General features: G+C 70.0%; 21 protein-coding genes and 2 tRNA genes. 14 read left to right on the top strand and 9 right to left on the bottom strand.

Annotated elements, in window-relative coordinates; all coding sequences use genetic code 11:
- Positions 1–304: 304 nt before the first annotated feature.
- Entirely contained in the window at positions 305–2,866 is a 2,562-nt protein-coding gene (gene pepN / locus IF00_RS0113180; RefSeq protein ID WP_030317631.1) for an aminopeptidase N, read from the bottom strand.
- A 163-nt stretch (positions 2,867–3,029) separates the two neighbouring features.
- On the opposite strand from pepN, the gene IF00_RS0113175 reads away from it, so the two are divergent.
- The gene (locus IF00_RS0113175) at positions 3,030–3,665 is read left to right on the top strand and encodes a mycothiol-dependent nitroreductase Rv2466c family protein (protein WP_030317630.1); all 636 of its coding nucleotides are present in this window, start codon (positions 3,030–3,032) and stop codon (positions 3,663–3,665) included.
- 139 nt (positions 3,666–3,804) lie between these two features.
- Here IF00_RS0113175 and IF00_RS0113170 read toward each other — a convergent pair whose 3' ends face one another.
- From IF00_RS0113170 to IF00_RS0113160, 3 genes are all read right to left on the bottom strand, one after another.
- Positions 3,805–4,449, bottom strand: coding sequence for a superoxide dismutase (locus tag IF00_RS0113170; RefSeq protein ID WP_030317629.1), 645 nt, complete (start codon positions 4,447–4,449; stop codon positions 3,805–3,807).
- 225 nt (positions 4,450–4,674) lie between these two features.
- On the bottom strand, positions 4,675–6,093 hold the full coding sequence (locus tag IF00_RS0113165) for an amino acid permease (RefSeq protein ID WP_030317627.1): 1,419 nt from the start codon (positions 6,091–6,093) through the stop codon (positions 4,675–4,677).
- A gap of 116 nt (positions 6,094–6,209) precedes the next feature.
- On the bottom strand, positions 6,210–7,583 hold the full coding sequence (locus IF00_RS0113160) for an amino acid permease (protein ID WP_030317625.1): 1,374 nt from the start codon (positions 7,581–7,583) through the stop codon (positions 6,210–6,212).
- Between the two features lie 254 nt (positions 7,584–7,837).
- On the opposite strand from IF00_RS0113160, the gene IF00_RS0113155 reads away from it, so the two are divergent.
- On the top strand, positions 7,838–8,449 hold the full coding sequence (locus tag IF00_RS0113155) for a biotin transporter BioY (protein ID WP_030317622.1): 612 nt from the start codon (positions 7,838–7,840) through the stop codon (positions 8,447–8,449).
- Between the two features lie 95 nt (positions 8,450–8,544).
- Here the strand turns inward: IF00_RS0113155 and IF00_RS0113150 are convergent, their stop codons facing one another.
- On the bottom strand, positions 8,545–9,996 hold the full coding sequence (locus IF00_RS0113150; protein ID WP_030317620.1) for an amino acid permease: 1,452 nt from the start codon (positions 9,994–9,996) through the stop codon (positions 8,545–8,547).
- 197 nt (positions 9,997–10,193) lie between these two features.
- Between IF00_RS0113150 and IF00_RS0113145 the strand changes: the two genes are divergently transcribed.
- Together IF00_RS0113145 and IF00_RS0113140 are read left to right on the top strand one after the other, a co-directional pair.
- On the top strand, positions 10,194–10,688 hold the full coding sequence (locus IF00_RS0113145; RefSeq protein ID WP_030317619.1) for a ribose-5-phosphate isomerase: 495 nt from the start codon (positions 10,194–10,196) through the stop codon (positions 10,686–10,688).
- Positions 10,688–11,497, top strand: a complete 810-nt coding sequence (locus tag IF00_RS0113140; RefSeq protein ID WP_030317618.1) for an Fpg/Nei family DNA glycosylase — start codon at positions 10,688–10,690, stop codon at positions 11,495–11,497. The genes IF00_RS0113145 and IF00_RS0113140 overlap by 1 nt, the downstream gene beginning before the upstream one ends.
- A 13-nt stretch (positions 11,498–11,510) precedes the next feature.
- On the opposite strand, the gene IF00_RS0113135 is transcribed toward IF00_RS0113140, so the two are convergent.
- Positions 11,511–12,740: a GNAT family N-acetyltransferase gene (locus tag IF00_RS0113135; protein WP_030317617.1), complete on the bottom strand. Its 1,230-nt coding sequence runs from the start codon at positions 12,738–12,740 to the stop codon at positions 11,511–11,513.
- A gap of 106 nt (positions 12,741–12,846) precedes the next feature.
- Between IF00_RS0113135 and IF00_RS0113130 the strand changes: the two genes are divergently transcribed.
- Together IF00_RS0113130 and IF00_RS0113125 are read left to right on the top strand one after the other, a co-directional pair.
- Positions 12,847–13,992 carry a PP2C family protein-serine/threonine phosphatase gene (locus tag IF00_RS0113130; protein ID WP_030317615.1) on the top strand — a complete coding sequence of 382 codons (1,146 nt, stop codon included), beginning with the start codon at positions 12,847–12,849 and terminating at the stop codon, positions 13,990–13,992.
- Positions 13,993–14,147: 155 nt separating this feature from the next.
- Entirely contained in the window at positions 14,148–14,342 is a 195-nt protein-coding gene (locus tag IF00_RS0113125) for a hypothetical protein (protein ID WP_015033610.1), read from the top strand.
- 31 nt (positions 14,343–14,373) lie between these two features.
- On the opposite strand, the gene IF00_RS0113120 is transcribed toward IF00_RS0113125, so the two are convergent.
- Both IF00_RS0113120 and IF00_RS0113115 read right to left on the bottom strand, forming a co-directional pair.
- Positions 14,374–14,838: an amphi-Trp domain-containing protein gene (locus IF00_RS0113120; RefSeq protein ID WP_030317614.1), complete on the bottom strand. Its 465-nt coding sequence runs from the start codon at positions 14,836–14,838 to the stop codon at positions 14,374–14,376.
- Positions 14,839–14,990: 152 nt separating this feature from the next.
- Positions 14,991–15,064, bottom strand: a tRNA-Gly gene (locus IF00_RS0113115).
- A 132-nt stretch (positions 15,065–15,196) separates the two neighbouring features.
- On the opposite strand from IF00_RS0113115, the gene IF00_RS0113110 reads away from it, so the two are divergent.
- From IF00_RS0113110 to clpX, 5 genes are all read left to right on the top strand, one after another.
- A tRNA-Pro gene (locus IF00_RS0113110) sits at positions 15,197–15,273 on the top strand.
- Positions 15,274–15,444: 171 nt separating this feature from the next.
- Positions 15,445–16,830 (top strand): trigger factor, encoded by a 1,386-nt coding sequence (gene tig / locus IF00_RS0113105; RefSeq protein ID WP_030317612.1) that lies wholly within the window; start codon positions 15,445–15,447, stop codon positions 16,828–16,830.
- Positions 16,831–17,069: 239 nt separating this feature from the next.
- Positions 17,070–17,687: an ATP-dependent Clp protease proteolytic subunit gene (locus IF00_RS0113095; RefSeq protein ID WP_030317611.1), complete on the top strand. Its 618-nt coding sequence runs from the start codon at positions 17,070–17,072 to the stop codon at positions 17,685–17,687.
- Positions 17,688–17,748: 61 nt separating this feature from the next.
- Positions 17,749–18,411 (top strand): ATP-dependent Clp protease proteolytic subunit, encoded by a 663-nt coding sequence (locus tag IF00_RS0113090; RefSeq protein ID WP_030317610.1) that lies wholly within the window; start codon positions 17,749–17,751, stop codon positions 18,409–18,411.
- 156 nt (positions 18,412–18,567) lie between these two features.
- The gene (clpX, locus tag IF00_RS0113085; protein ID WP_024755522.1) at positions 18,568–19,851 is read left to right on the top strand and encodes an ATP-dependent Clp protease ATP-binding subunit ClpX; all 1,284 of its coding nucleotides are present in this window, start codon (positions 18,568–18,570) and stop codon (positions 19,849–19,851) included.
- Positions 19,852–19,913: 62 nt separating this feature from the next.
- On the opposite strand, the gene IF00_RS0113080 is transcribed toward clpX, so the two are convergent.
- Positions 19,914–20,873, bottom strand: a complete 960-nt coding sequence (locus IF00_RS0113080; RefSeq protein WP_030317608.1) for a hypothetical protein — start codon at positions 20,871–20,873, stop codon at positions 19,914–19,916.
- A gap of 138 nt (positions 20,874–21,011) precedes the next feature.
- Between IF00_RS0113080 and IF00_RS0113075 the strand changes: the two genes are divergently transcribed.
- The 3 genes from IF00_RS0113075 (at position 21,012) to folC (ending at position 26,657) form a co-directional block, all read left to right on the top strand.
- On the top strand, positions 21,012–23,660 hold the full coding sequence (locus tag IF00_RS0113075) for a valine--tRNA ligase (protein ID WP_030317606.1): 2,649 nt from the start codon (positions 21,012–21,014) through the stop codon (positions 23,658–23,660).
- A 179-nt stretch (positions 23,661–23,839) separates the two neighbouring features.
- Positions 23,840–24,979 carry a sensor histidine kinase gene (locus IF00_RS0113070; RefSeq protein WP_037638135.1) on the top strand — a complete coding sequence of 380 codons (1,140 nt, stop codon included), beginning with the start codon at positions 23,840–23,842 and terminating at the stop codon, positions 24,977–24,979.
- 175 nt (positions 24,980–25,154) lie between these two features.
- Positions 25,155–26,657, top strand: a complete 1,503-nt coding sequence (folC, locus tag IF00_RS0113065) for a bifunctional tetrahydrofolate synthase/dihydrofolate synthase (protein WP_030317603.1) — start codon at positions 25,155–25,157, stop codon at positions 26,655–26,657.
- Position 26,658 lies beyond the last annotated feature (1 nt).

Here is a 26,658-nt window from a genome sequence, read left to right as displayed (position 1 = left end):
GCGGAAGCCAGGCGTTGTGCTCGGCCGGTGTGGCGGGAGAGGGGGAGGGGGCGGGGGGTGATGGGGGTGTTGTGGTTCATGCCGGGGGTCTTCCGCTCCCGAAGGGCGCCCTAACCCCTGTTACACGCTCGTCGACAAACAGGGACAACCCCGTCCTAAAGTACGCGCGTTCGAGTGCCGATGAGGGACGCGCCCCCGGCCCGCCCCCGGCCGGCTCCCGGCCCGTCCCGGTGCGGGCCCGGAAAGCCCGGTGGGGGCCGTGGACCGAAGTCCGCGACCCCCACCCGTCATCGACCGGGGTTCGTCAGCCCGCGAGCCGGTCGCAGTCCTGAGCCCGCAGGGCCCGCGCCAGGTCGTCCCGCGATTCGAGGACCAGCCGGCGAAGGGCCGGGGCGGCCGCCTCGTGCGCCGACAGCCAGGCGTCCGTCGAGGCCAGCGTGGCCTCGTCGTCCTGGAGCCCCGGGAACAGGCCCCGGACGACGTCCATGCCGATCTGGATCGACCGCTCGGCCCACAGCCCCTCGATCACCGCGAAGTACTTCTCCGCGTAGGGGGCGATCAGTTCGCGCTGCGAGGGCTGGACGAAGCCCGCGATCGTCGCCTCGACGAGCGCGTTCGACAGGGAGTCCGACTCGACGACCTGCGCCCAGGCCTGCGCCTTGACGGCCGCCGAGGGCCGCGAGGCCAGCAGGCGGACCTGGTGGCGCTTGCCCGTCGCCGTGTCGTCCCGGGTCAGCTCCTCGCCGATCCGCGTCTCGTCCGCGCGGCCGTGCACGGCGAGCGGCGAGAGCAGCGACCAGCGCAGCTCCTGGTCGACATCGAGCCCGTCGATCTTCGCCGTACCGTCGAGCAGCCCTTCGAGGAGCTGGAAGTCGGCGTCGGACGCGGCCGTGGCGGCGAAGAAACGCGCCCAGGTCAGCTGGTGCTCGCTGCCCGGCTCGGCCACCCGCAGCTCGCGCAGGGCGCCCTCGGCGAGCAGCCGCCCGCCCTCCTCGCGCCACGCGGGGGCCGCGTAGTGGGTGACCGCCGACTTGCCCCAGGCGTGCACCATCTGGAGGACGCCGATGTCGGTCTCACGGCCCGCGAAGGCGAGGACGACGGAGACGAAGTCCCGGGCGGGCATCAGGGCGTCGCGGGTCAGGTTCCACAGCGCCGACCAGCACAGGGCGCGGGCCAGGGGGTCGGTGATGTCGCCGAGGTGTGCGCGCAGGGTGGCGAGCGAGCCCTCGTCGAAGCGGACCTTGCAGTACGTGAGGTCGTCGTCGTTGACGAGGACCAGGTCGGGCTTCTCCTCGCCCGCCAGGTCGGCGACGACGGTCCGGGTGCCGGTGATGTCGGCCTCGGCGCGCGCGTACCGGACGAGTTCCCCGCCGGAGAGCCGGTAGAGGCCGACGGCGGCGCGGTGGGGGCGAAGCTCGCCGCCCTCCTGGAGGACGGCGAGTTCGGTGATCCGGCCCTCGGCGTCGTAGGTGACGGCGGGCGTCAGGGTGTTCACGCCGGAGGTCTGGAGCCAGGACTTCGCCCAGGCCTTCATGTCACGGCCCGAGGTCTCCTCCAGGATCGTGAGGAGGTCGGCGAGCCGCGTGTTCCCGTACGCGTGGCGCTTGAAGTAGCGGCGCGCGCCCTCCAGGAACGCGTCACGGCCGGCGTACGCGACGAGCTGCTTGAGTACCGACGCGCCCTTGGCGTACGTGATGCCGTCGAAGTTGAGCTTGGCGTCCTCCAGGTCACGGATGTCGGCCGTGATCGGGTGCGTGGAGGGCAGCTGGTCGGCGCGGTACGCCCAGGCCTTGCGGTTGTTGGCGAAGGTCACCCAGCTGTTGGTGAAGCGGGTCGCCTCGGCGAGGGAGAAGGAACCCATGAAGTCGGCGAAGGACTCCTTCAGCCACAGGTCGTCCCACCACACCATGGTCACGAGGTCGCCGAACCACATGTGCGCCATCTCGTGCAGGATGACGTTCGCCCGGCGCTCGTACGCCGCCTGCGTCACCTTGCCCCGGTAGATGTACTCCTCGCGGAAGGTCACCATGCCCGGGTTCTCCATCGCGCCGAGGTTGTACTCGGGGACGAAGGCCTGGTCGTACTTCCCGAAGGGGTACGGGTAGTCGAAGTTGTCGTGGAAGAAGTCGAAGCCCTGCTTGGTGATCAGGAAGACGTCGTCCGCGTCGAAGTGCTTCGCGAGCCCCTTGCGGCACATCGCGCCGAGCGGGATCTCCAGCTCGGTCCCGTCGGCGAGCGTCCGCGTGTAGCTGTCCGTGATGTAGTGGTACGGCCCGGCCACGACACAGGTGATGTACGTGGAGATCGGCGCCGTCTCGGCGAACCGCCACACGCCCTCGGCGTCCCGCTCGCCCGCGCCGTTCGACCAGACCGTCCAGCCCTCGGGCGCGGTGACCGCGAAGCGGTACGGGGCCTTGAGGTCGGGCTGCTCGAAGGTGGCGTACACCCGGCGGGCGTCGGCCGGCTCGTACTGCGTGTAGAGGTAGACCTCGCCGTCCTCCGGGTCGACGAAGCGGTGCATGCCCTCGCCGGTCCGGCTGTAGGCGCACTGCGCGTCCACCACGAGGGTGTTCTCGTCGGCGAGCCCGTCGAGCGCGATCCGGGAGCCGTCGAAGACGACCGCCGGGTCGAGGGCGCGCCCGTTGAGGGTGACCGCCGTCACGGACGGCGCGATCAGATCCACGAACGTGCTCGTGCCCTCGCCGGTGCGACGGAAGCGGATCGTCGTCTCGGAGCGGAAGGTGCGCACGGCCTCGGCCGAGTCGCCGACCGCCGAGCGCAGGTCGAGGACGACCTCGTACCCGTCGACGGACAGCAGCGCCGCCCGCTCGTGGGCCTCGTCGCGGGACAGATTCTCACCGGGCACGGTCACTCCTTCGTGGCACGTTCGAAACAGCACCGATCTTCCCATGTGCAGCTGTCACCCGGGACACGGGAATGCCGTCGGGCGTCCGGGGGTTCCCTCCTTTCGGCGCACCACCGTCGTCTTTCCGCCTTTCTTTTTCGCCACGGCCGTACCGAGGAGTGACATGTCCGAGAGCAGGACCACCGCCGACTTCTACTTCGACCCGCTGTGCCCCTGGGCCTGGATGACCTCCCGCTGGATGCTGGAGGTGGAGCAGGTCCGCCCGGTCGACGTGCGGTGGAAGGTCATGAGCCTGGCCGTGCTCAACGAGAACCGCCTCGACGAGGTCCCCGCCGAGTACCGGGAGATGCTGGAGACCAAGGCCTGGGGCCCCGTCCGGGTCGTCGTCGCCGCCCAGCAGCTGCACGGCGACGAGGTCGTCGGCAAGCTCTACACCGCGCTCGGCACCCGCTTCCACAACAACGGCGAGGGCCCGACCCGCGAGGCGATCGTCGGCGCCCTGACCGACGTCGGCCTGCCCGAGGACCTGGTCGAGTACGCCGACAAGGACACCTACGACGCCGAGCTGCGCGCCTCCCACACCGAGGGCATAACGAAGGTCGGCCAGGACGTCGGCACCCCGGTCATCGCGGTGCCGGGCGCGGACGGCGACGAGGTCGCCTTCTTCGGCCCCGTCGTCACCCCGACCCCGCGCGGCGAGGCGGCGGCCCGGCTGTGGGACGGCACCCTGCTCGTGGCGTCGACGCCGGGCTTCTACGAGATCAAGCGCACGCGGACGGCCGAGCCCAGCTTCAAGTAGCCCCCGCGGCCTCTCCCGAGGCGTGGAAGAACCCCCGTGATTCACGTCATCACGGGGGTTCTTCTTTCATCCGCCTGCGAGTGAAGGTTGAGAAGACGATCACGAGCAGGGCGACGGGGGAGCCCTTCCGGGCACCGGTCTAGAAGGAGATCAGTGGTACGGAGGCCTTGGCGGCGTGGTAGCGCTTGCCGACGTCCTGCCAGTTGACGACCTGCCACATGGCCTCGATGAAGTCCACCTTCTGGTTCTTGTACTGCAGGTAGAAGGCGTGCTCCCAGGCGTCGAAGACCAGGATCGGGACCGAGCCCTGGCCGACGTTGCCCTGGTGGTCGTAGACCTGCTCGACGATGAGCCGGCCGCTGATCGGCTCGTACGCGAGGACGCCCCAGCCGGAGCCCTGGGTGGTCGCGGAGGCCTTGGTCAGCTGGGCCTTGAACTTGGCGAAGGAGCCGAAGGACTCGGTGATCGCGTCCGCGAGGTCACCGACGCCGTCGGCGGCCAGCGGCTCGCCGCCGCCCCCGTCCTTCGGGCTGTTCATGTTGTTCCAGTAGATGGAGTGGAGGATGTGGCCGGAGAGGTGGAAGGCCAGGTTCTTCTCCAGGCCGTTGATCGCGCCCCACTGGTCCTTGTCGCGCGCCTCCTCCAGCTGCTCCAGGGTGTCGTTCGCGCCCTTGACGTACGCGGCGTGGTGCTTGTCGTGGTGCAGCTCGATGATCTGCGGATTGATCACCGGCTCCAGCGCCGCGTAGTCGTACGGCAGCTCCGGAAGTGTGTAGATCGCCATGTGCCCGGCCCCTTCAATGGCTCCTGCTTATTGCAACCTATATGCAAGTGCAGGCTAACAGTAGGTGCGACAGAAGTTGATCAGCCCTTGGTCCTAGGCCCGTCGCCACGGACGGCCCCGACTGCGGAGCCCGACCCCGCTCCGGCCCCCTCTCTCCGGACACAGCACCGCGCCCCGTCGAGCACGAGCTGCTCGACGGGGCGCGGTCGCGGGGGAGGGGGAGGCTCAGGACTCCTCGGTCACCGGCCGCCGCATCTTCTGTCGGGCGAAGCCGACGGCGGCGAGCAGCAGCGTCAGACCACCCGTCCAGTACAGCTGCACCCGCGTTCCCTCCTCGCGGGCCATCAGGACGAAGATCGCCGCCATGCCGGCGAGCGCCACCCAGGTCAGCACCGGGAAGGCCCACATCCGCACGACCAGCTTCTCGGGCGCCTCGCGCTCGGTGCGGCGGCGCAGCACCAGCTGGGAGGCGGCGATGAAGAACCAGACGACCAGGATGATCGCGCCGATGGTGTTGAGCAGCCAGACGAAGATGTCGTCCGGACGCCAGTAGCTGAGCAGCACGCAGGCGAAGCCGAAGACGGAGGAGACGAGCACCGCCGGGCGGGGGACCCCGCCGAAGGTGCGGCCGAGCGCCTTCGGGCCCTGGCCGCGCGAGACGAGCGAGCCGGCCATGCGGGAGGCACCGTAGATGTTGGCGTTCATCGCCGACAGCAGGGCGACGAGCACGACGACGTTCATGATCTGGCCGGCCGCCGGGATGCCCAGGTGGTCGAGGGTCGCGACGTACGGGCCCTTCTCGACGACCGCCTCGTCGCCCCACGGGACGAGGGTGACGATGACCGCCATCGAGCCGATGTAGAAGAGCGCGATCCGCCACATCGCCGTACGGACCGCCTTGGCGACGCCCTGCACCGGGTGCTCCGACTCGGCCGCCGCGATGGTGACCGTCTCCAGACCGCCGTACGCGAAGACGGAGGCGAGCAGACCCACGATCAGGCCCTCGGAGCCGTGCGGGAAGAAGCCGCCCTCACCGGTGAGGTTCGTGGTGCCGGGGGCGTCCGTGCCGGGCAGGACGCCGACGATCGCGAGGACGCCGATGCCGAGGAAGAGGACGATCGCGCCCACCTTGAGCGCGGCGAACCAGAACTCGAACTCGCCGAAGTTCTTCACGGCCGCGAGGTTGGTGACGCAGAAGACCAGCATGAAGAGCGCGACCCAGGCCCACTCGGGGCTCTCCGGGAACCAGCCGGTCATGATCTTCGCGGCGCCGATGCCCTCGAGACCCACGGCGACGCAGAGCAGGAACCAGAAGGCCCAGCCGGCGGTGAAGCCGGCCCAGGGGCCGAGGGCCCGCTCGGCGTGGACGGAGAACGAACCGGAGGCCGGGTTCGCCGCGGACATCTCGCCGAGCATGCGCATCACCAGCATCACGAGGATGCCGGAGATCGCGTAGGCGATCACGATCGAGGGCCCGGCGGCTGCGATACCGGCGCCGGAGCCGACGAAGAGCCCGGCGCCGATGACGCCGCCGAGGGCGATCATCGAGAGATGGCGCTGCTTGAGGCCGTGAGTGAGGCCTTCGGCAGGTGCGGTCGCGCCGTCCTTGCGGTCGGCCGGCGCGGGCGCGGTGGTCCGAGACATGGGCGAGCCCTGTTCACTAGCTGAGACGGGGAGGGAGCCCACAGTCTGTGGGCCACCACCGCTCACAGGGAACGGATGTCCGCTATACGGGCACGACCTTCACACAAGGTGAAGATCTAACCTCGCTTCGTACGCAGTTCCCGGGCCCAGGCCACCAGCAGTACCGCCCCGGTCGCCGCCCCCGACCACAGCACCTGCGGCCGGGCCGCGTCGTCCGTCAGCATCAGGACCAGCACCGCGCCCATCGCGGCGAGCGCCACCCAGGTGAGCCACGGGAAGCCCCACATCCTCAGGGTCAGCGTCTCCGGGGCCTCGCGCTCGATCCGGCGGCGCAGCCGCAGCTGCGAGACCGCGATCAGCGCCCAGACGAAGAGCAGCACCGCGCCGACGGCGTTCAGCATGTAGAGGAAGACGGAATCCGGCCACTTCAGATTCAGCAGCACGGAGACGAAGCCGAAGGCCACCGAGGCGAGCACCGCCCGGCGCGGCACCCCTCCGCCGGAGACCCGGAGCAGCCCCTCGGGGGCCTCGCCGCGCTCGGCCAGCGAGAACACCATCCGCGAGGAGCCGTACAGGTTCGCGTTGAGCGCCGAGAGCAGCGCCACGAACACCACCACGTTCATGATCTGGCCCGCCGCCGGCACCCCGATCGAGTCCAGGACGGCGACGTACGGCGACTCGCCCGGCTTCATCGAGGTCCAGGGCAGCAGCGTCACGATGACCAGCATCGAGCCCACGTAGAAGAGGAGGATCCGCCAGACCGCGCTGCGCACCGCCCGGGCCACGTTCCGCGCCGGGTCGTCGGACTCGGCCGCCGCGATCGTGACGACCTCCAGACCGCCGAAGGCGAAGACGACGGCGAGGACTCCGGAGATCACGCCCGACCAGCCGTTGGGCAGGAAACCGCCCTGCCCGGTCAGGTTCGCCGACCCCACCGGGTCGGTGTCGGGCAGCCAGCCGACGATCGCGAGCACCCCGAGCACCAGGAAGAGGACGATCGCGCCGACCTTGAGCGCGGCGAACCAGAACTCGAACTCGCCGAAGTTCTTCACCGCGGCGAGGTTGGCGACCGTGAACACGATCATGAAGATCAGCACCCAGCCCCACTGCGGGACGTCGGGCACCCAGCCGTTCGCGATCCGCGCCGCCCCCGTCGCCTCCACGGCGAGGACGACGACGAGCAGGAACCAGTACAGCCAGCCCACCGAGAAGCCGGCCCACCGGCCGAGCGCGCGCTCGGCGTGCACCGAGAAGGCCCCCGAGGCGGGCATCGCCGCCGACATCTCACCCAGCATCCGCATGACCAGCATCGCGAGGGCGCCGGCGATCAGATACGAGACCACGATGCCGGGCCCGGCGACGGCGATGCCCGCGCCGGAGCCCACGAAGAGACCGGCACCGATCACCCCGCCGAGCCCCAGCATCGTGAGATGACGCTGCTTCAGGCCGTGGGAGAGGGGCTCCGGTTCGGGGGTGAGGGAGGCGTGCATGTGGGGGCTCGTGCTCTCTGACGTTTTATGGAGACTCCACAGTCTCTCCAGTGAACGACCCCTGGCGCAAAAGGGACCTCCACGCATGAGTTCCTAGTGACAAGCGTCACGTGGCGAGAGGTGTGATCGGCAGGGTTTGTTCGTTCTCCACGAAGCACTCGACCGTCGCTTTGTCGGCGGCTGACGGTGATCGAGCGTTCACTCCTGGCATACCGTCAAGGCGTCCCACCCACCCTCACCCCCGCGGAGTACCGATGAGCACCGCCGCCGCCCCCGTCCGTTCCCTCCGTGCGGGAACCGTCCTCGCCGACCTGCTGCCCACGAGCGGGAGCGTGAGCGCGAGCCGCGCCCGCGACATCGCCCTGGTCGTCGGCGGCGCCGCCCTCACCGGTCTCGCCGCGCAGCTCTCCGTCCCGGTCCCCGGCTCGCCGGTCCCGGTCTCCGGCCAGACCTTCGCCGCCCTGCTCGTCGGCACGGCGCTCGGCGCCCGCCGCGGCTTCCTCGCCCTGGCCCTGTACGCGGTGGCCGGCATGGCGGGCGTGCCGTGGTTCGCGCAGGCCTCCTCGGGCTACGGCATGCCGTCCTTCGGCTACGTCCTCGGCATGCTCCTCGCCTCGACCGTCGTCGGCGCCCTCGCCCGCCGCGGCGCGGACCGCTCGGCGCTCCGCACGGCCGGTGCGATGGTCCTGGGCTCCGCGATCATCTACGCGGTCGGCGTGCCGTACCTGGCGCTCGCCACCGGCATGAACCTCGGCCAGGCCGTCGCGGCGGGCCTCACCCCGTTCCTCATCGGCGACGCCCTCAAGGCGGCCCTCGCGATGGGCGTCCTGCCGGCCGCGTGGAAGCTGCTCGACCGCAAGGGCTGATCCGTCACCCCGTACCCACGGGACCTCGGCGCATACGAGGAGGGCCCGTCGTTCCCCGAGGAACGGCGGGCCCTCTCGCGTGGGTGCCCCCGGCGCTAGACGCGCTCGGGGATCTCCGTCGAGGCCTTCGTGATGAACCGCTCCTTGACCAGCGCGATCACGATCACGAGCGCGGCCACGAGCAGCGAGAGGACGACCTGCTCACGGGCGCTGCCGCCGTCGTAGATCATGTAGCCCAGGACGAAGACGATCATGCCGATCGTCGCCCAGGTCAGGTACGGGAAGAGCCACATCTTCACGACGAGCTTCTCCGGCGACTCGCGCAGGATGATGCCGCGCATCCGCAGCTGGGTCACACAGATGACCAGCCAGACGAAGAGCGCCACCGCGCCGGAGGAGTTCAGCAGGAACGCGAAGACGGTGTCCGGCCACTTGTAGTTGAAGAAGACCGCGACGAAGCCGAAGACGACCGAGCCGAGGATCGCCGCCACCGGCACGCCCCGCTTGTTGACCTTGGCGAAGGCCTTGGGCGCGTCACCGCGCCGGCCGAGCGAGAAGGCCATGCGGGAGGCGGTGTAGAGGCCCGAGTTCAGGCAGGAGAGCACGGCCGTGAGGACGATCACGTTCATGATCTGACCGGCGTGCGCGATGCCGATGGAGTCGAGGGCGGCGACGTACGAGCCCTTCTCGACGATCGACTTGTCGTTCCACGGCAGCAGGGTCAGGACGATGAAGATCGAGCCCAGGTAGAAGACGCCGATGCGCCAGATGACGCTGTTGGTCGCCTTGGTGACGGCCTTCTGCGGGTTCTCGGACTCGCCGGCGGCCAGGGTGACGATCTCGCTGCCCATGAAGGAGAAGACGACCATCAGCACACCGGTGAGGATCGCCCCCGCGCCCATCGGGAAGAAGCCCCCGCTGTCGGTGAGATGCGCGAATCCGGCGCCCGGGTTGTCCGAGCCGGGCAGCACGCCGAAGACGGCGAGCATGCCGATGACGACGAACGCGCCGATCGCGACGACCTTGATGCCGGCGAACCAGAACTCGAACTCGCCGTACGAGGCGACGGAACCGAGGTTGGTGGCGGTGAGCACCACCATCACGATGAGCGCCCAGCCCCACTGCGGCACGGCGGGGATCCAGCTCTCCAGGATCTTGGCGCCCGCGGTCGCCTCGACGGCGAGCACGACGACCCAGAAGAACCAGTAGAGCCAGCCGATGCTGAAGCCGGCCCACCGGCCGAGCGCGCGGTCGGCGTAGGCGGAGAAGGAGCCGGAGGACGGCCGGGCGGCGGCCATCTCGCCGAGCATCCGCATCACGAAGACGACCATGGCGCCGACGAGAGCGTACGAGAGCAGGATCGCGGGACCGGCGGCGGCGATGCCGGAGCCGGAACCGACGAAGAGACCGGCACCGATGACGCCACCGATGGCGATCATCGACAGGTGGCGGTTCTTGAGACCGGCCTTGAGGCCGTCGGAGGAGTGCGGTGCCCCGGGGGTACCGGTCTCCTCGCCGTCCTTCGTCAGGGTCGGTTGCGTGTTCATGAACGCTTCCTTGCGTGTGGGGGGCGCTCGGATCGCGAGCCCGAGCATTGAACCCTGTGAACAGGGATGATCGGAAGACTTCATTCCGGATTGTTGTGCGGGCCACGGTGCCAGAGGCGAAGGTCCATACCAGGTCGGGTGAAGGTCCCCGACCCCGATGCCGCCTACCCGGCCCCCGACATGCCACACTCGCCTCCATGCGCGTCTACATCGGTTCCGACCACGCCGGCTTTGAACTCAAGAACCACCTCGTCGAGTGGCTCACGGCACACGGCCACGAGCCCGTCGACTGCGGTCCCCACATCTACGACGCCCTCGACGACTACCCGCCGTTCTGCCTGCGCGCCGCCGAGAAGACGGCCGCGGACCCGGACAGCCTGGGCATCGTCATCGGCGGTTCGGGCAACGGCGAGCAGATCGCCGCGAACAAGGTGAAGGGGGTGCGCGCCGCCCTCGCCTGGAGCGAGCAGACCGCCGCCCTCGGCCGCGAGCACAACAACGCCAACGTGATCTCCGTCGGCGGCCGGATGCACACCCGGGAAGAGGCGACCAAGTTCGTCGAGATCTTCCTCAGCACCCCGTACTCCGGTGACGAGCGTCACACCCGCCGGATCGACATGCTCACCACGTACGAGAACACCGGCGAGCTCCCCCCGATCCCGGCCCACCACCCGCAGGAGCCGACCGCCTGATGCCCGAGGGGCACACGATCCACCGGCTGGCCGCCGACCACCGGGAACGGTTCGGCGGCCGGTCCGTGCGGGTGACCAGCCCGCAGGGCAAGTTCACGGACTCGGCGGCGCTGCTCGACGGCACCGTGCTCGACACCACCGAGGCCCACGGCAAGCACCTCTTCCTCGGCTTCGCCGGCATGGGCTGGATCCACATCCACCTGGGCCTCTTCGGCAAGGTGAACTTCGGTGACGCGCCGGCCCCGCCGCCCACCGACACGGTCCGGCTGCGCCTCGCGAACCCCGAGTCGTACGTCGACCTCCGCGGCCCCACCACGTGCGCGCTGATCACGGACGCCGAGAAGCGGGCGATACACGACCGCCTCGGCCCGGACCCGCTCCGCGACGGCGACGACCCCGACCGGGCCTGGCGCCGCGTCTCGAAGTCCCGCACCACGATCGCCGCGCTGCTCATGGACCAGAAGGTCATCGCCGGCGTCGGCAACGTCTACCGCGCCGAGGTCCTCTTCCGGCACGGCATCGACCCCTACCGCGCGGGCAGGGACCTGACGCGCCGGGAATGGGACGCGATCTGGGCCGACCTGGTGGAGCTCATGCGCGAGGGCGTCCGCCTGAACCGCATCGACACGGTCCGCCCCGAGCACACCCCCGAGGCCATGGGCCGCCCGCCGCGCGTGGACGACCACGGCGGCGAGGTCTACGTCTACCGGCGCGCCCACATGCCGTGCCACCTCTGCACCACGGAGATCCGCACCGCGGACCTGGCGGCCCGAAACCTCTTCTGGTGCCCGGGCTGCCAGCAGCGCTAGGGCGCGCGCCCCGCTAGAACCCGTGCGGCAGCCACGGCGCGACCGGCGACCCGAACGCGACGGACGCCTCGACCAGGGCCCCCTCGCGAAGCTCACGCACCCGCCCCGCGGCGGCCAGTGACACCAGCGAGGTCCCGCCCAGGTACGCCGCACCCAGCTCCCGCACGGACAGTTCGAGGTCCGCCGGATCCGAGGTCCGGACACAGGTCGCGCCCTTGGCGTCACCCGTCAACCGCCAACGTCCCTCGTTCCAGGGACAGAACGCGTCCTCGACCTCGAACACCACGTCCACCGGCGCCTGGTACGTCCGTGCCTCCAGGGCCGCGCTCACCTCCACCAGACGCAGGTGCAGCACGTCCCGCAGCGTCGGGGCGCAGCGCCGCACATCGCTCACCAGGTGCTGCCAGGCGTCGTCCACCGGACGACTGTGGATCTGCACCTCCCTGGTCAGGTCCACCGAGCAGAGGAACCGCCACAGCGCCGCCTCCGCCACCGCGTCGAGCCCCATCAGCTGATGGACCACGACGGCCCCGTCGGCCCCCGTCGACGCCCACTCCGGCTTGATCGCGTAGTGCGTGAACCCCACCACCTCCCCGGCCCGTTCGGCGAGCACGCACAGCCGCGGCGAGGAACCCGCCCGGTCGCCCGGCGGGTCGATCAGCGGCAGCCGCTCCCACTCCGGTTGCCGGGCGAGCATCCCCGGCCGCGTCGGCACCACGCGCGCGTACACCGCCTCGCACGCGGCGGAGGACTCCGTGAGGCCGGCCTGGCGCAGGGCCACCCCGTCCGTACCCTCCGGCACCGAGAGCCGCACCCGGGTCGTGTCGATCGTCGCCCGCGCCGCGTACGTGGCCACGCCGTACCCGAACCGCCCGTAGATCTCCGGCTCCGAGGCCGTGAGCACCGCGATCGACTCACCGGCGGCCCGCAGGTCGTCCAGCTGCCGCCGCATCATCGACGTCAGGATCCCGCGCCGCCGGTGCGTGCCGGCCACGCTCACCATCGTCACGCCGCCGGCCGGGACCGACGCCCCGCCCGGCACCGTGAGCCGGAACGTGAACGCCCCCGCCGTACCGACACACAGGTCACCGTCCCAGACCCCCAGAGAACGGTCGAACTCGGTCAGGTCGCGCCACAGCTGGCGTTCCTCCGGCGCCTCGGGCACACCCCCGAAGGCGAGTTCGAGGACTCCGTACCAGCGGTCCCACTCGGTCGGGTCGAGAACCCGCAGTTCAGTAGTCATATGCCATCGATATCAGCGGCGCCCGCCCGGGGCGACCCGATTTCACGCACATTGTCACAGGGGTACCCCTGCGCGATGTCGGACGGGATGGATAGGGTCCAGGCCAATGGGACACCGCGCCGGAGTGAAGACGTACGCGGCCCGGATGCGCCGACGCGCCCGCCGGGCCCGCATCGCGCTGCGCAGATCCGGCGTCGACTACTTCCGCGGGGACGGCTCCGACTGGCTCGCCTTCGCCGGACTCCTGCTGATGATTCCGGCCATCGCCTTCGGAACGCTCCTCGACCCGGTCTGGTGCGCACCCGCCGCCCTCGTGCTCCCGATCGTGGCCGGCGGACTCCTGCTGCGCCCCGCGAGCCTGCTCGGTCTGTACGCGGCCGCCGCCGGCGCCCTCATCGTCGAGTCCATCGTCCTCGGCCCGTACACCCAGGGCCCCGCGCGCGTGACCCCCGGCACCGTCCTCGTCGTCGCCGCCTGCGGACTCTTCGGGCTGCTCATCGCCCAGTTCCGGGCCCGGGTGGGGGTGCCCTGGCGGCGCGGCGGCACCATGCTCTTCGACCTGCGCGAGCGCATCCGCGTCCAGAGCGCCCTGCCGCGGCTCCCACAGGGATGGCACCGCGAGATGGCCCTGCGCCCGGCCGGCGGCCAGTCGTTCTCCGGCGACTTCGTCGTCGCCGCCCGCACCCACGGCGGCCGGACCCTGGAGGTCGTCCTCACCGACGTCTCCGGCAAGGGCATGGACGCGGCCTCCCGCTCCCTGCTGCTCTCCGGCGCCTTCGGCGGACTCCTCGGCTCGCTCCCGCCGCACGGCTTCCTGCCCGCGGCCAACGGCTATCTGCTCCGCCAGAACTGGGACGAGGGCTTCGCCACCTCCATCCACCTCGTCCTGGACCTGGAGTCCGGCGACTACGAGCTCTTCTCCGCCGGCCACCTGCCCGCCCTGCAGCTGCACGCGGGCAGCGGGCGCTGGGAGGAGAAGGCCGCAGACGGGCCGCTGCTCGGCGTCTACGACGGCGCCGAGTTCCACCCGGACAAGGGATCCCTCCGCCCCGGCGACGTCCTGATGCTCTTCACCGACGGCCTCGTCGAGGCCGCGGACCGGGACATCGCCGAGGGCATCGACCGCCTCACCGGCGAGGCCGACCGCTGCGTCGTCGAGGGCTTCGACGGCGTCGCCTGGGACCTGATCGAGGCCGTCGCCAAGGACGTCAACGACGACCGGGCCCTGCTGCTGATCTCCCGCCGCGCCTGACCCGCGGCCCCGCGGCGACGTGATCTTGTCCACGACGATTCGTCACCAGGCAGCGGGGGCAGGGGGGTTGGTGGCACGATGGAGGCAGCGGGGGGTGTTCCGGGACACGGGCTCCCTGGTGGGCAAGGCGGGACCGACCGAGGGTGTGATCAGTTGTGGCCATTTCACTGTCTGTGGTGTTGCTGTTGGCAATCATCCTGGTGGTGCTGATCCGCGGGGGGAACCTCAAGGGCGGCCCTGCCGTGGTCGCGGTCCTCTTCGGCTTCTTCCTCGCCTCCACCGGCATGGCCGACGACATCCAGCGCTTCCTGGACTCGATAACGCAGACGGTCGCGTCGATAAAGTTCTGAGACGGACCACGGGAAGGCGCTGAGGCGGCTCTCAGGTCGCGGGGGCCGCCGGGGTCCCGGCGGTCTCGGAGGGCTTCGCCGCCGCCCGCTTCGTCCGCCGGCCGCCACCGGAGGCCGACGCGGGCCCGGACGCCGCCTTGCGCGACGCCCGCTTCGCCGGTGCGGCCGACTTGGGCTCCGTGGTCTTCTTCGCGGCCCTCGCCGGCGTGCTCTTCGACGCCGTGGTCTTCGACGGTTCGGCAGACTTCTCGGGCCCGCTCTTCCGGGCCCGGCCCGTCGGCCATGTGAACTCGATCTCCAGCTCGACCTCCCCGCCCGACACCTCGAATTCCAGCTCGCAGCGGAGCTCGTCGGGGATGCGCAGGCTCAGGGTTCCCGCCCCCAGCTCCAGCTCGGCCTCCCCACCCTGACGCAGGGCGGCGGCGAGCGCGGTCAGCTGATCCGCCGCCTCGGCGCGGGACAGCGAGCGCTTCTGCTCGAACTTCAGGTCCTTCATGGACGGCCTCCGGTGAGGAGAAGGACGGGGCGTGACCTCAGCCCAGTCTGCGGCCGTCCGCCCGACCCGGCATCTCGCACGGTCCGGGGGCGCCTCGCGAAACGCCTCGGGGCCGGTCAGGAGAAGACAACTCCTGACCGGCCCCGAGCACATGGAGCGGGTGACGGGAATCGAACCCGCGTAGCTAGTTTGGAAGACTAGTGCTCTACCATTGAGCTACACCCGCACAGCATCGCGCCGCAGGTCACGAGGACCGCGGCACGAAGAGCATGGTAGCGGTTCGGAGGCCCTTCGCGCACACCCCGAAAACAGGGGGCGCCGCACAGTCTCCGTCCATGTACCCTACGTGTCGCACCGACGGGGTGTGGCGCAGCTTGGTAGCGCGTCCGCTTTGGGAGCGGAAGGCCGTGGGTTCAAATCCCGCCACCCCGACCATGACGATCACGCGCACAGCCCGCGCGCTCTTGATCACGTTGTGGGCGTCATCCCGCTTGCGGTTACTATGCAAGCTGCGTGCCCGTGTGTCTTTCTGACCGGGCCGACCCGCCGGAACCGCCACACGCGGAACCGGTGGATTCCAGGAATCAGCCACAAGGAGACCGAACCGTGAAGAGCGCCGTGGAGACCCTGAACCCGACTCGGGTTCGGCTCACTGTCGAGGTGCCCTTCGAGGAGCTCAAGGACAGCCTCGACGCGGCGTACAAGAAGATCAACCAGCAGGTCACGGTCAAGGGCTTCCGTAAGGGCAAGATCCCGGCTCGCGTGATCGACCAGCGGTTCGGCCGCGGCGCCGTGCTGGAAGAGGCCGTCAACGACGCGCTCCCGAAGTTCTACACCGAGGCCGTCAACGAGGCCGAGGTCAACCCGCTCGGCCAGCCCGAGGTCGACATCACCGAGCTGAAGGACGGCGAGCTGCTGGCCTTCACCGCCGAGGTCGACATCCGCCCGACGCTCGAGATCCCGGACTACTCCGGCATCGAGGTCACCGTCGACGCGGTCGAGGTCACCGACGAGGACGTCGAGAAGTCCGTGGAGCAGCTCCGCGAGCGCTTCGCCTCGACCTCCGCGGTCGAGCGCGCCGCCCAGGACGGCGACGTCGTCACCATCGACCTCGAGGCCAAGGTCGACGGCGAGGTCCTGCCCGACGGTGTCGCGAGCGACGTCTCGTACACCATCGGTTCGGGCGAGCTGCTCGACGGCATCGACGAGGCCGTCAAGGGCCTGGAGGCCGGTGGCGAGGCCACCTTCACCTCGCAGCTGAAGGGCGGCTCCGCCGAGGGCAAGGACGCGGAGGTCACCGTCAAGGTCACCACCGTCTCCGCCCGTGAGCTCCCCGAGCTCGACGACGAGTTCGCGCAGATGGCGTCGGAGTTCGACACCCTCGACGAGCTCAAGGCCGACAGCCGCAAGCGCCTCGAGAACATGAAGCAGTTCGACCAGGCCACCCAGGCCCAGGAGCGCGTCCTCGACGAGCTCCTCAAGCTGGTCGAGGTCCCGATGCCCGAGAAGCTTCTCGAGGACGAGATCAACACCCGCAAGCACAACCTGGAGCACCACCAGCTCGGCCAGATGGGCCTCGACCTCGCGAAGTACCTGGAGATCCAGGGCAAGACCGAGGAGGAGTTCCTGGCCGAGACCAAGGAGCAGGCCGAGAAGGGCATCAAGACGCAGTTCATCCTCGATGAGCTCGTCAACAAGGAGAAGCTCGACGTCTCCCGCGAGGAGCTCACCGAGCACCTGTTCCGCCGTGCCGCCTCCTCCGGCATGAGCCCCGACCAGTTCGCCCAGGCCGTGGCCGAGGGTGGCCAGGTTCCGATGCTCGTCGGCGAGGTCGCCCGCGGCAAGGCCCTCGCGGTCGTCGTGGAGGCCGCCAAGGTCCTCGACACCAACGGTGAGGTCGTCGACCTCTCCGACGACGAGGACGAGGTCGAGGCCGCCGCCGAGGCCGTCGAGGCCGTCACCGGCGAGGCCGAGGTCTCCGAGGACAAGTAAGGGGCCCTCCGCCCCGCGCGGACCCCGCTCCACGGGCCCGTACGCACTCCGGTGCGTACGGGCCCGTGGACGTACGAGGACCCCCTCACGCGCCCCAACTACCTTGCGCTCCCAGCGAACAGTTCGGGAACCGGGATGGCGTTGTCCTACCTGCGCGTTAGGGTCCATGAAGAGAGGGCAGTGCCCTCGGTACGAGACGCTGAGACGGCCCTGGCCGTCGGAGACGAGCAGGTGGATACGTGACGAATCTGAAGCCTTACGCCGCGGGTGAGCCGTCCATCGGTGGCGGCCTCGGCGACCATGTCTACAACCGGCTGCTCGGCGAGCGCATCATCTTCCTCGGCCAGCAGGTCGACGACGAGATCGCCAACAAGATCACCGCCCAGATGCTCCTCCTGGCCGCCGAGCCGGACAAGGACATCTACCTGTACATCAACAGCCCCGGCGGCTCGGTGACGGCCGGCATGGCGGTCTACGACACCATGCAGTTCATCCCGAACGACGTCGTCACCATCGGTATGGGCATGGCGGCCTCCATGGGCCAGTTCCTGCTCACCGCCGGCGCCCCCGGCAAGCGCTTCGCGCTGCCGAACACCGACATCCTGATGCACCAGGGCTCCGCCGGCATCGGCGGCACCGCCTCCGACATCAAGATCCAGGCCGAGTACCTGCTCCGCACGAAGAAGCGGATGGCCGAGATCACCGCGCAGCACTCCGGCCAGACCGTCGAGGCGATCATCCGCGACGGCGACCGTGACCGCTGGTTCACCGCGGACGAGGCCAAGCAGTACGGCCTCATCGACGACATCATCACGCACGCCGCAGGTGTTCCGGGCGGCGGCGGCACGGGCGCCTGAGCCCGTCCGCCCGCCCAAGAGCCCCAGCCCACCGAACGCCACCAGGACGGTGAACACCCAGATGCAGAACAACCTCTCCGCGAGCGGCCTCTACACCGGCGCGCCGATCGACAACCGCTACGTCGTGCCGCGCTTCGTCGAGCGCACCTCGCAGGGCATCCGCGAGTACGACCCGTACGCCAAGCTCTTCGAAGAGCGCGTGATCTTCCTCGGCGTGCAGATCGACGACGCCTCCGCCAACGACGTCATGGCGCAGCTCCTGTGCCTGGAGTCGATGGACCCGGACCGCGACATCTCCATCTACATCAACAGCCCCGGTGGCTCCTTCACCGCGCTGACGGCGATCTACGACACGATGCAGTTCGTGAAGCCGGACATCCAGACGGTCTGCATGGGCCAGGCGGCCTCCGCCGCGGCCGTGCTGCTCGCCGCCGGCACCCCCGGCAAGCGGATGGCCCTGCCGAACGCCCGCGTGCTGATCCACCAGCCGTCCGGCGGCACCGGCCGTGAGCAGCTCTCCGACCTGGAGATCGCGGCCAACGAGATCCTGCGCATGCGCAGCCAGCTCGAGGAGATGCTGGCCAAGCACTCCTCGACGCCGATCGAGAAGATCCGCGACGACATCGAGCGTGACAAGATCCTCACGGCCGAGGACGCCCTGGCGTACGGCCTCGTGGACCAGATCGTCTCGACCCGTAAGAGCACGGCCGCCGCGGCACACTGACGCCCGACCTTCCCGTGGCACGGCGCGCGTGGCCGAATCGCGACCATGTGAACCGTGCCAAGGGGGGCCCGAACGGGGGGCCCGGCAAGGTACCGTCGAATATGAGGCACCAGGAGTCGCTGAACCAAGCGCTCCCAGGCGAAGGGGAAGCACCTCGTGGCACGCATCGGTGATGGCGGCGACCTGCTCAAGTGCTCGTTCTGCGGAAAGAGCCAGAAGCAGGTGAAGAAGCTCATCGCGGGACCCGGTGTGTACATCTGCGACGAGTGCATCGACCTCTGCAACGAGATCATCGAGGAAGAACTCGCGGAGACGAGCGAGGTGCGCTGGGAGGAACTCCCCAAGCCCCGCGAGATCTACGAGTTCCTCGAGGGGTACGTCGTCGGGCAGGAGCCCGCGAAGAAGGCCCTCTCGGTCGCGGTGTACAACCACTACAAGCGCGTCCAGGCCGGCGAGAACGGCGGCGGGGCGGGGCGGGACGACGCCATCGAGCTGGCGAAGTCCAACATTCTGCTGCTGGGCCCCACGGGCTCCGGCAAGACGCTCCTGGCCCAGACGCTGGCGCGCATGCTCAACGTTCCGTTCGCCATCGCCGACGCGACGGCGCTGACGGAGGCCGGCTATGTCGGCGAGGACGTCGAGAACATCCTGCTCAAGCTGATCCAGGCGGCCGACTACGACGTCAAGAAGGCCGAGACCGGGATCATCTACATCGACGAGATCGACAAGGTCGCCCGTAAGAGCGAAAACCCGTCGATCACCCGCGATGTCTCCGGCGAGGGCGTGCAGCAGGCCCTCCTGAAGATCCTGGAGGGGACGACGGCCTCGGTGCCCCCGCAGGGCGGCCGAAAGCACCCCCACCAGGAGTTCATCCAGATCGACACGACGAACGTGCTCTTCATCGTGGGCGGCGCCTTCGCCGGCCTGGAGAAGATCATCGAGTCGCGGGCGGGCGCCAAGGGCATCGGCTTCGGGGCGACCATCCGCTCCAAGCGCGAGATCGAGGCGAGCGACCAGTTCCAGGAGGTCATGCCGGAGGACCTGGTGAAGTTCGGGATGATCCCCGAGTTCATCGGCCGCCTCCCCGTCCTGACCTCCGTCCACAACCTGGACCGCGAGGCGCTCCTCCAGATCCTGGTCGAGCCGCGGAACGCCCTGGTGAAGCAGTACCAGCGCCTCTTCGAACTCGACGGCGTGGAGCTGGACTTCGACCGCCCGGCCCTGGAGGCCATCGCCGACCAGGCGATCCTGCGCGGCACCGGCGCGCGAGGCCTGCGGGCCATCATGGAGGAGGTCCTCCAGTCGGTGATGTACGAGGTCCCGTCCCGCAAGGACGTGGCCCGCGTGGTCATCACGGCGGACGTCGTCCGCAACAACGTCAACCCGACGCTGGTCCCGCGGATCGTGAAGAACGACGGCAGGCACGAGAAGTCGGCCTGACGCCGAGAACGACGCAGTGAGGGGGTCCCACCGGACGGTGGGACCCCCTCACTCGTGTCCGGTCAGAGCTTGACGCGGATCTCCTTGCGGAGCTTCGCCGAGGTGGCGGCGACGTCCTCCATCGAGGAGCTCTTGCCGGCCATCAGGTCGGCGAGGTTCATGGGCATGACGTAGCCGAGCGTGCTGTGGTCGCTCCAGACGCAGACCGCGATGACGATCTCCTTGGGGCCGAGCCCGCCGGTTTCGGCTCCGGTGTCCGTCTTCTGCTTGATCTCCTGGCACTTCAGGAGCGCACCGTCCAGCCCCTCGGGCGTGAACTCCTTCGGGTCGCCGACCAGTTGGGTCTTGCCGTCCTTCTCCTTCGCGGCCTCGGCGCGCATGTTCTCGAAGATGCCGTCGAGGGTCTTCTCCGGGTCGTCGATCTGGCCGTACGCGCCGCCGAACTGCAGGAGCTTGGCGCCCAGCGGGTTGGCGTCGTTCTTGACCTCCCACTGCGCGTTGACGCGCTGCGGGTTCTTCATGCCGAACTTCTCGGCGTCCTTGACGAAGTCGTCGTCGTCGCTCTGGGAGCCCTTGTCGGCGGTCTTCTTGTACTCGCCGAGCACCGTCTCCGGGGTCGTCAGCTTGTGCGGGCCGTCGTTCGCGACCGAGGCGCCGCCGCCGCCCAGCATGAAGTACGCGCCCACGCCGATCGCCGCCACCACCGCGACCGCGCCGATGATCCAGCCCGCCTTGGACTTCTTCGGGGCCGGCGGGTGGGGGACGTAGCCGCCGGGGCCCTGGGGGGCGCCGTACTGGGGCTGCTGGCCGTACGGGCCGGGCTGCTGGGGCTGCTGCGGGTAGCCGTAGGGCGGCTGCTGCGGCGGGACGCCCTGCGGGGCCTGCTGGGGGTAGCCGTAACCGGGCTGCGCGCCGTACGGTCCCGGCTGCTGCGGCTGCTGCCCGTACGGTCCCGGCTGCTGGCCGTAGGGCCCGGGCTGCTGCGGCTGCTGGCCGTACGGGCCCGGCTGGTTGTAGCTCATCGACAGGTTCCCCTCACAGGATGTTTATGCCTACCGAACATCCTGGCGGAACCGCCGGGGTGTCAGTGCGGCGGGGGCCACACCGTTACCGAACCAAAGCGTTTCAGGACAGCACCGCGACACCCCTAAACTGGCCCCGTGACCGAGAACACTCAGCAGCAGACAGCGCCCACCACCGAACTGCCGACGACGTACGCGCCGGCCGAGGTAGAGGGGCCGCTGTACGAGCGCTGGGTAGAGCGCGGCTACTTCGAGGCGGACGCGAAGAGCGAGAAGCCCGCGTACACGATCGTCATCCCGCCGCCCAACGTCACCGGCTCGCTCCACCTGGGCCACGCCTTCGAGCACACGCTGATCGACGCCCTCACCCGCCGCAAGCGCATGCAGGGCTTCGAGACGCTGTGGCAGCCCGGCATGGACCACGCCGGCATCGCCACCCAGAACGTCGTCGAGCGCGAGCTCGCCAAGGAGGGCAAGTCCCGCCACGACCTGGGCCGCGAGGCCTTCGTCGAGCGCGTCTGGGAATGGAAGGCCGAGTCCGGCGGGCAGATCGCCGGCCAGATGCGGCGCCTCGGCGAGGGCCTCGCGTGGAGCCGCGACCGCTTCACCATGGACGAGGGTCTCTCCCGCGCCGTCCAGACGGTCTTCAAGAAGATGTTCGACGACGGTCTGATCTACCGCGCCGAGCGCATCATCAACTGGTGCCCGCGGTGCCTGACGGCCATCTCCGACATCGAGGTCGACTACCAGGACGACGACGGCGAGCTCGTCTCCATGAAGTACGGCGAGGGCGAGGACACCATCGTCGTCGCCACCACGCGTGCCGAGACGATGCTCGGTGACACCGCCGTCGCCGTCCACCCCGACGACGAGCGCTACGCCCACCTGATCGGCAAGCAGATCAAGCTGCCGCTGACGGACCGGACCATCCCCGTCGTCGCCGACACGCACGTCGACCCGGAGTTCGGCACCGGCGCCGTCAAGGTGACCCCGGCGCACGACCCGAACGACTTCGCCATCGGCCAGCGCCACGACCTCGAGTCCATCGAGGTCCTCGACGAGCGCGGTGTGATCACCGTGCACGGCCCCTTCCAGGGCCTGGACCGTTTCGAGGCGCGCTCCGCGATCGTCGCCGCGCTGCGGGCCGAGGGCCGGATCGTCGCCGAGAAGCGCCCGTACGTCCACTCCGTCGGCCACTGCTCGCGCTGCAAGACGACGCTGGAGCCGCGTCTGTCGCTGCAGTGGTGGGTCAAGGTCGAGACCCTCGCCAAGGCCGCGGGTGACGCGGTCCGCGACGGTCGGGTCGACATCCACCCGGCGGACATGTCGCAGCGGTACTTCGACTGGGTCGACAACCTGAACGACTGGTGCATCTCGCGTCAGCTGTGGTGGGGCCACCGCATTCCCGTCTGGCACGGCCCGAACGGCGAGCTGGTCTGTGTCGGTCCCGACGACGAGGCACCCACGGGTGAGGGCTGGACGCAGGACACCGACGTCCTCGACACGTGGTTCTCGTCCGGCCTGTGGCCGTTCTCGACGATGGGCTGGCCCGAGAAGACGCCGGACCTGGAGAAGTTCTACCCGAACTCCGTCCTGGTCACCGGCTACGACCTGATGTTCTTCTGGGTCGCCCGGATGATGATGTTCGGTCTGTACGCGATGGACGGGCAGCCGCCGTTCCGCACGATCGCCTTCCACGGCATGGTTCGTGACGAGTTCGGCAAGAAGATGTCGAAGTCGTTCGGGAACACGGTCAACCCGCTGGACTGGATGGACAAGTACGGCTCCGACGCCCTGCGCTTCACCCTGGCCAAGGGCGCCAACCCGGGCGTCGACGTCCCGATCGGCGAGGACTGGGTCCAGGCGTCCCGGAACTTCGCCAACAAGATCTGGAACGCGACCCGTTTCGCGATGATGAACGGCGCCACGATCGAGGGCCCGCTGCCGGACGCCTCCGAGATGTCGGCGACCGACCGCTGGATCCTGTCCCGGCTCAACGAGACGGTCGCGCAGGCCGACGCGTACTACGAGGACTTCCAGTTCGCCAAGCTGGCCGACACCCTCTACCACTTCGCGTGGGACGAGGTCTTCGCCTGGTACGTCGAGCTGTCGAAGACCACGTTCTTCGCGGGCGGCGAGGGCGCCAAGGTCTCCGGCCGGGTCCTCGGCGAGGTCCTGGACGTCATGCTGCGGCTGCTGCACCCGATCGTCCCGTTCGTCACCGACACCCTGTGGACCACCCTCACCGGCGGTGAGTCCCTGGTGGTCGCCGACTGGCCGAAGGCTGTGTTCGTTCCTGGGGCTGACGCCCCGGGCGGCTTCCACGACAAGGGCGCCGAGCGTGAGATCGAGCTGGTCCAGCGGGTCGTCACCGAGGTCCGCCGCTTCCGCAAGGAGCAGGGTCTCCAGGACGCCCAGAAGGTGCCGGCCCGCCTCACCGTCGACGGCACCCCGCTCGTCGCCCACGAGGCCGCCATCCGCCAGATCCTGCGCCTCCAGCCGGAGGGCGAGGGCTTCGCCGCCACCGCCTCCCTGCCGGTCGCCGGCGCCACGGTCGCGCTCGACCTGTCGGGCACGATCGACGTGGCCGCGGAGCGCAAGCGTCTCGCGAAGGACCTCGCGGCGGCGGAGAAGGAGAAGGCCCAGGCCGAGGCCAAGCTCGGGAACGAGGCCTTCCTGGCCAAGGCCCCCGACAACGTCGTGGACAAGATCAAGGGCCGCCTCGCCAAGGCGGACGAGGACATCGCCCGCATCCAGGCCCAGCTGGCGACCCTGCCGCAGGCCTAGTGCGGCACGAGGAGGGGCCCGGAACCGGTACTCGGTTCCGGGCCTCTTCCCGTATGCCCCGGGCTCCGTCGCGACCGGGGCCGACGCGAAACAGGAAATGGGACGAAGTGCCCGATGTCACATCAGACGGGACTTCAGGTCCACGTCGTCGGGACGAAAGACCTTGGATGATGGAAGGCATGCTCCGCCTCCCCACCGTCCCCGCGCTGCGCCGTTGCGTGGACCGGTGGGCGGTCTCGCCCCGTGCCCTCGACGTCGTCGCCGCGCTCAGCGCCTTCGGCCTCATGTGCCTGGACGTGCCGGGGCTCGCCCGCGCCGACAACTCGCTGACCGGCGTCACCGCCACCCTGGTCCTCGCGGCCGGCGCCGCCACCCTGGTGCTCCGGCGCCGGCTGCCCTGGGTGCCGTACCTGGTGGCGCTCGGCCTGATGGGCTGGCTGCACGAGCTGACCATGATCCAGTTCGCGCTGTACTCGATCGGCCGGTACCGGGGGCGCCGCGCCGCCGTCGTCGCCACCCTGCTGTACGTCGGCGTCGCCTACGGCCTCTTCCTGACACCCGGCTGGCCCGCTCGCCACGGCGCCACCCTGAGCGACTTCCTGAGCCTGGTCGTCCCGATCGGCGTCCTCGCGGCGGGCGTCGGCATCGCCGCGTACCGGCAGGACCTCGTCCGCGCCCTGGAGGTCCAGCGGCGCGAGGCGGCCGCCCGGCAGGCCGTCCAGGAGGAGCGGATCTCCGTCGGCCGGGACGTCCACGACCTGGTCGGCCGCGAGCTGACCGTGCTCGCGGTGCGGGCCGAGGTCCTCGCCGTACGGGCCAGGGGCGAGGGTCACCAGAGGGACTTCGAGGAGCTCGCGGACACCGCACGGCGCGCCCATCTCATGCTCAACGAGACGATCGTGCGCCGCGCCGACCGGGACGTGGCCACCCCCGGCCTCGAAGGGCTCGCCGAGCTCGCCGGGGAGAGCGAGCGGATGGGAGGCCCCGTCGAACTGACGGTCGCCGAGGAGGCGAAGGCCCTCTCGCCGCTGCGGCAGGCCGCCGTCCACCGGGTCGTGCGGGAGTGCCTGACGAACGCCGCGAAACACGCCCCCGGGCTGCCCGTCACGGTCGCGATCACGGTGGAGGGACCCGATCTGCGCATCGAGGTCCGCAACCCGCTGCCGAAGACCCCGCCGGATCCGGCCCCCGTCTCCACCGGCACCGGGCTGTTCTCGATGGAGGAGCGGGTCAGCAGCATGGGCGGCACTCTGAAGGCCCGCCGGGAGGGCGACGGCTACCAGGTGACGGCGCTGCTGCCGACGGGCCTGTCGCGCTGAGACGGGCGGCGCCCTCGTCCGTGCGGAGCGTGCCGGCCGTGTCGAGGCCGATCCCTCTGTCCAAGATCACCGACTTCGCCCGCCGACAGGGCGGACGGTGGACCGGAACGCCCGAAAGGGCCGGGTCCATGGTCCTGTCGGTCGTGGTGTCGGAACCCGTCCGTAGACTGGGCCCGTGAGTGAGCCGAGCGACCAGAGCGACGACCAGTTCGACGACATCGTCGACACCGAGACCCAGCGCGACCCCGACCTGGCGGTGATCGAGGCCGGCAGCCGTACCCTGCGCACCCAGGGCGGCCGGCCCCAGGGCGATCCGGTGCCGAGCCGCCCGGAGGACCCGGAGCTCGACAAGGCGCTGCGCGAGGTCGAGACCGAGCTGTCCACCCGCTGGGGCGAGACCAAGCTGGAGCCCTCGGTCACCCGGATCGCGGCCCTGATGGACGTCCTGGGCGAGCCGCAGCGCGCGTACCCCTCGATCCACATCACCGGCACCAACGGCAAGACGTCGACGGCCCGCATGATCGAGGCCCTGCTCGGCGCCTTCGAGCTGCGCACCGGGCGGTACACGTCGCCGCACGTGCAGAGCATCACCGAGCGCATCAGCCTGGACGGCGCCCCGATCTCCGCCGAGCGGTTCGTCGAGACGTACCGGGACATCAAGCCGTACGTGGAGCTGGTCGACGCCCGCGAGGAGTACCGGCTCTCCTTCTTCGAGGTCCTCACCGGAATGGCGTACGCGGCCTTCGCCGACGCCCCGGTCGACGTGGCCGTCGTCGAGGTCGGCATGGGCGGCACCTGGGACGCGACGAACGTCATCGACGGCTCCGTCGCCGTCGTCACCCCGATCGACCTGGACCACACGGACCGGCTCGGCGCGACGACCGCCGAGATCGCCGGCGAGAAGTCCGGGATCGTCAAGCAGGGTGCGACCGTGATCCTGGCCCAGCAGCCGGTGGACGCGGCGCAGGTCCTGCTGAAGAAGGCCGTCGAGGCGGACGCCACCGTGGCCCGCGAGGGCATGGAGTTCGGCATCGTCGCCCGCGAGGTCGCGGTCGGCGGCCAGCTCCTGACCCTGCGCGGTCTGGGCGGCGAGTACGACAACATCTTCCTGCCGCTGCACGGCGCCTACCAGGCGCACAACGCGGCGGTGGCGCTGGCGGCGGTCGAGGCCTTCTTCGGGATCGGCTCGGAGCACGCCCGGACTCTGGACCTCGACACGGTCCGGCAGGCCTTCGCCCAGGTGGCCTCGCCCGGCCGTCTGGAGATCGTCCGCTCGTCCCCGACGGTGATCCTGGACGCCGCGCACAACCCGCACGGCGCGCGGGCGACGGCGGAGGGCGTCAGCGAGGCCTTCGGTTTCTCGCGGCTGGTCGGCGTGGTCTCCACGAGCGGCGACAAGGACGCCAAGGGCCTTCTGGAGGCCTTCGAGCCCCTCTTCGCGGAGGTCGTCGTCACGGCGAACTCCAACCCCCGTGCCACGGACGTGGACGAGCTCGCCGCCATCGCGGTCGAGGTCTTCGGCGAGGACCGGGTGGTCGTGGAGCCGCGACTGCCCGACGCCCTGGAGGCGGCCATCACCCTCGCGGAGGAAGAGGCCGAGTACGGCGGCGCGGGTGTCCTCGTGACCGGTTCGATCTTCACGGTCGGCGACGCCCGGCTGCTGCTGCGAAGGGGCTGAA

The organism is Streptomyces flavochromogenes (assembly GCF_000717595.1).
Classification (GTDB): Bacteria; Actinomycetota; Actinomycetes; order Streptomycetales; family Streptomycetaceae; genus Streptomyces; species Streptomyces flavochromogenes.
This window is presented reverse-complemented; position numbering and strand designations above follow the sequence as displayed.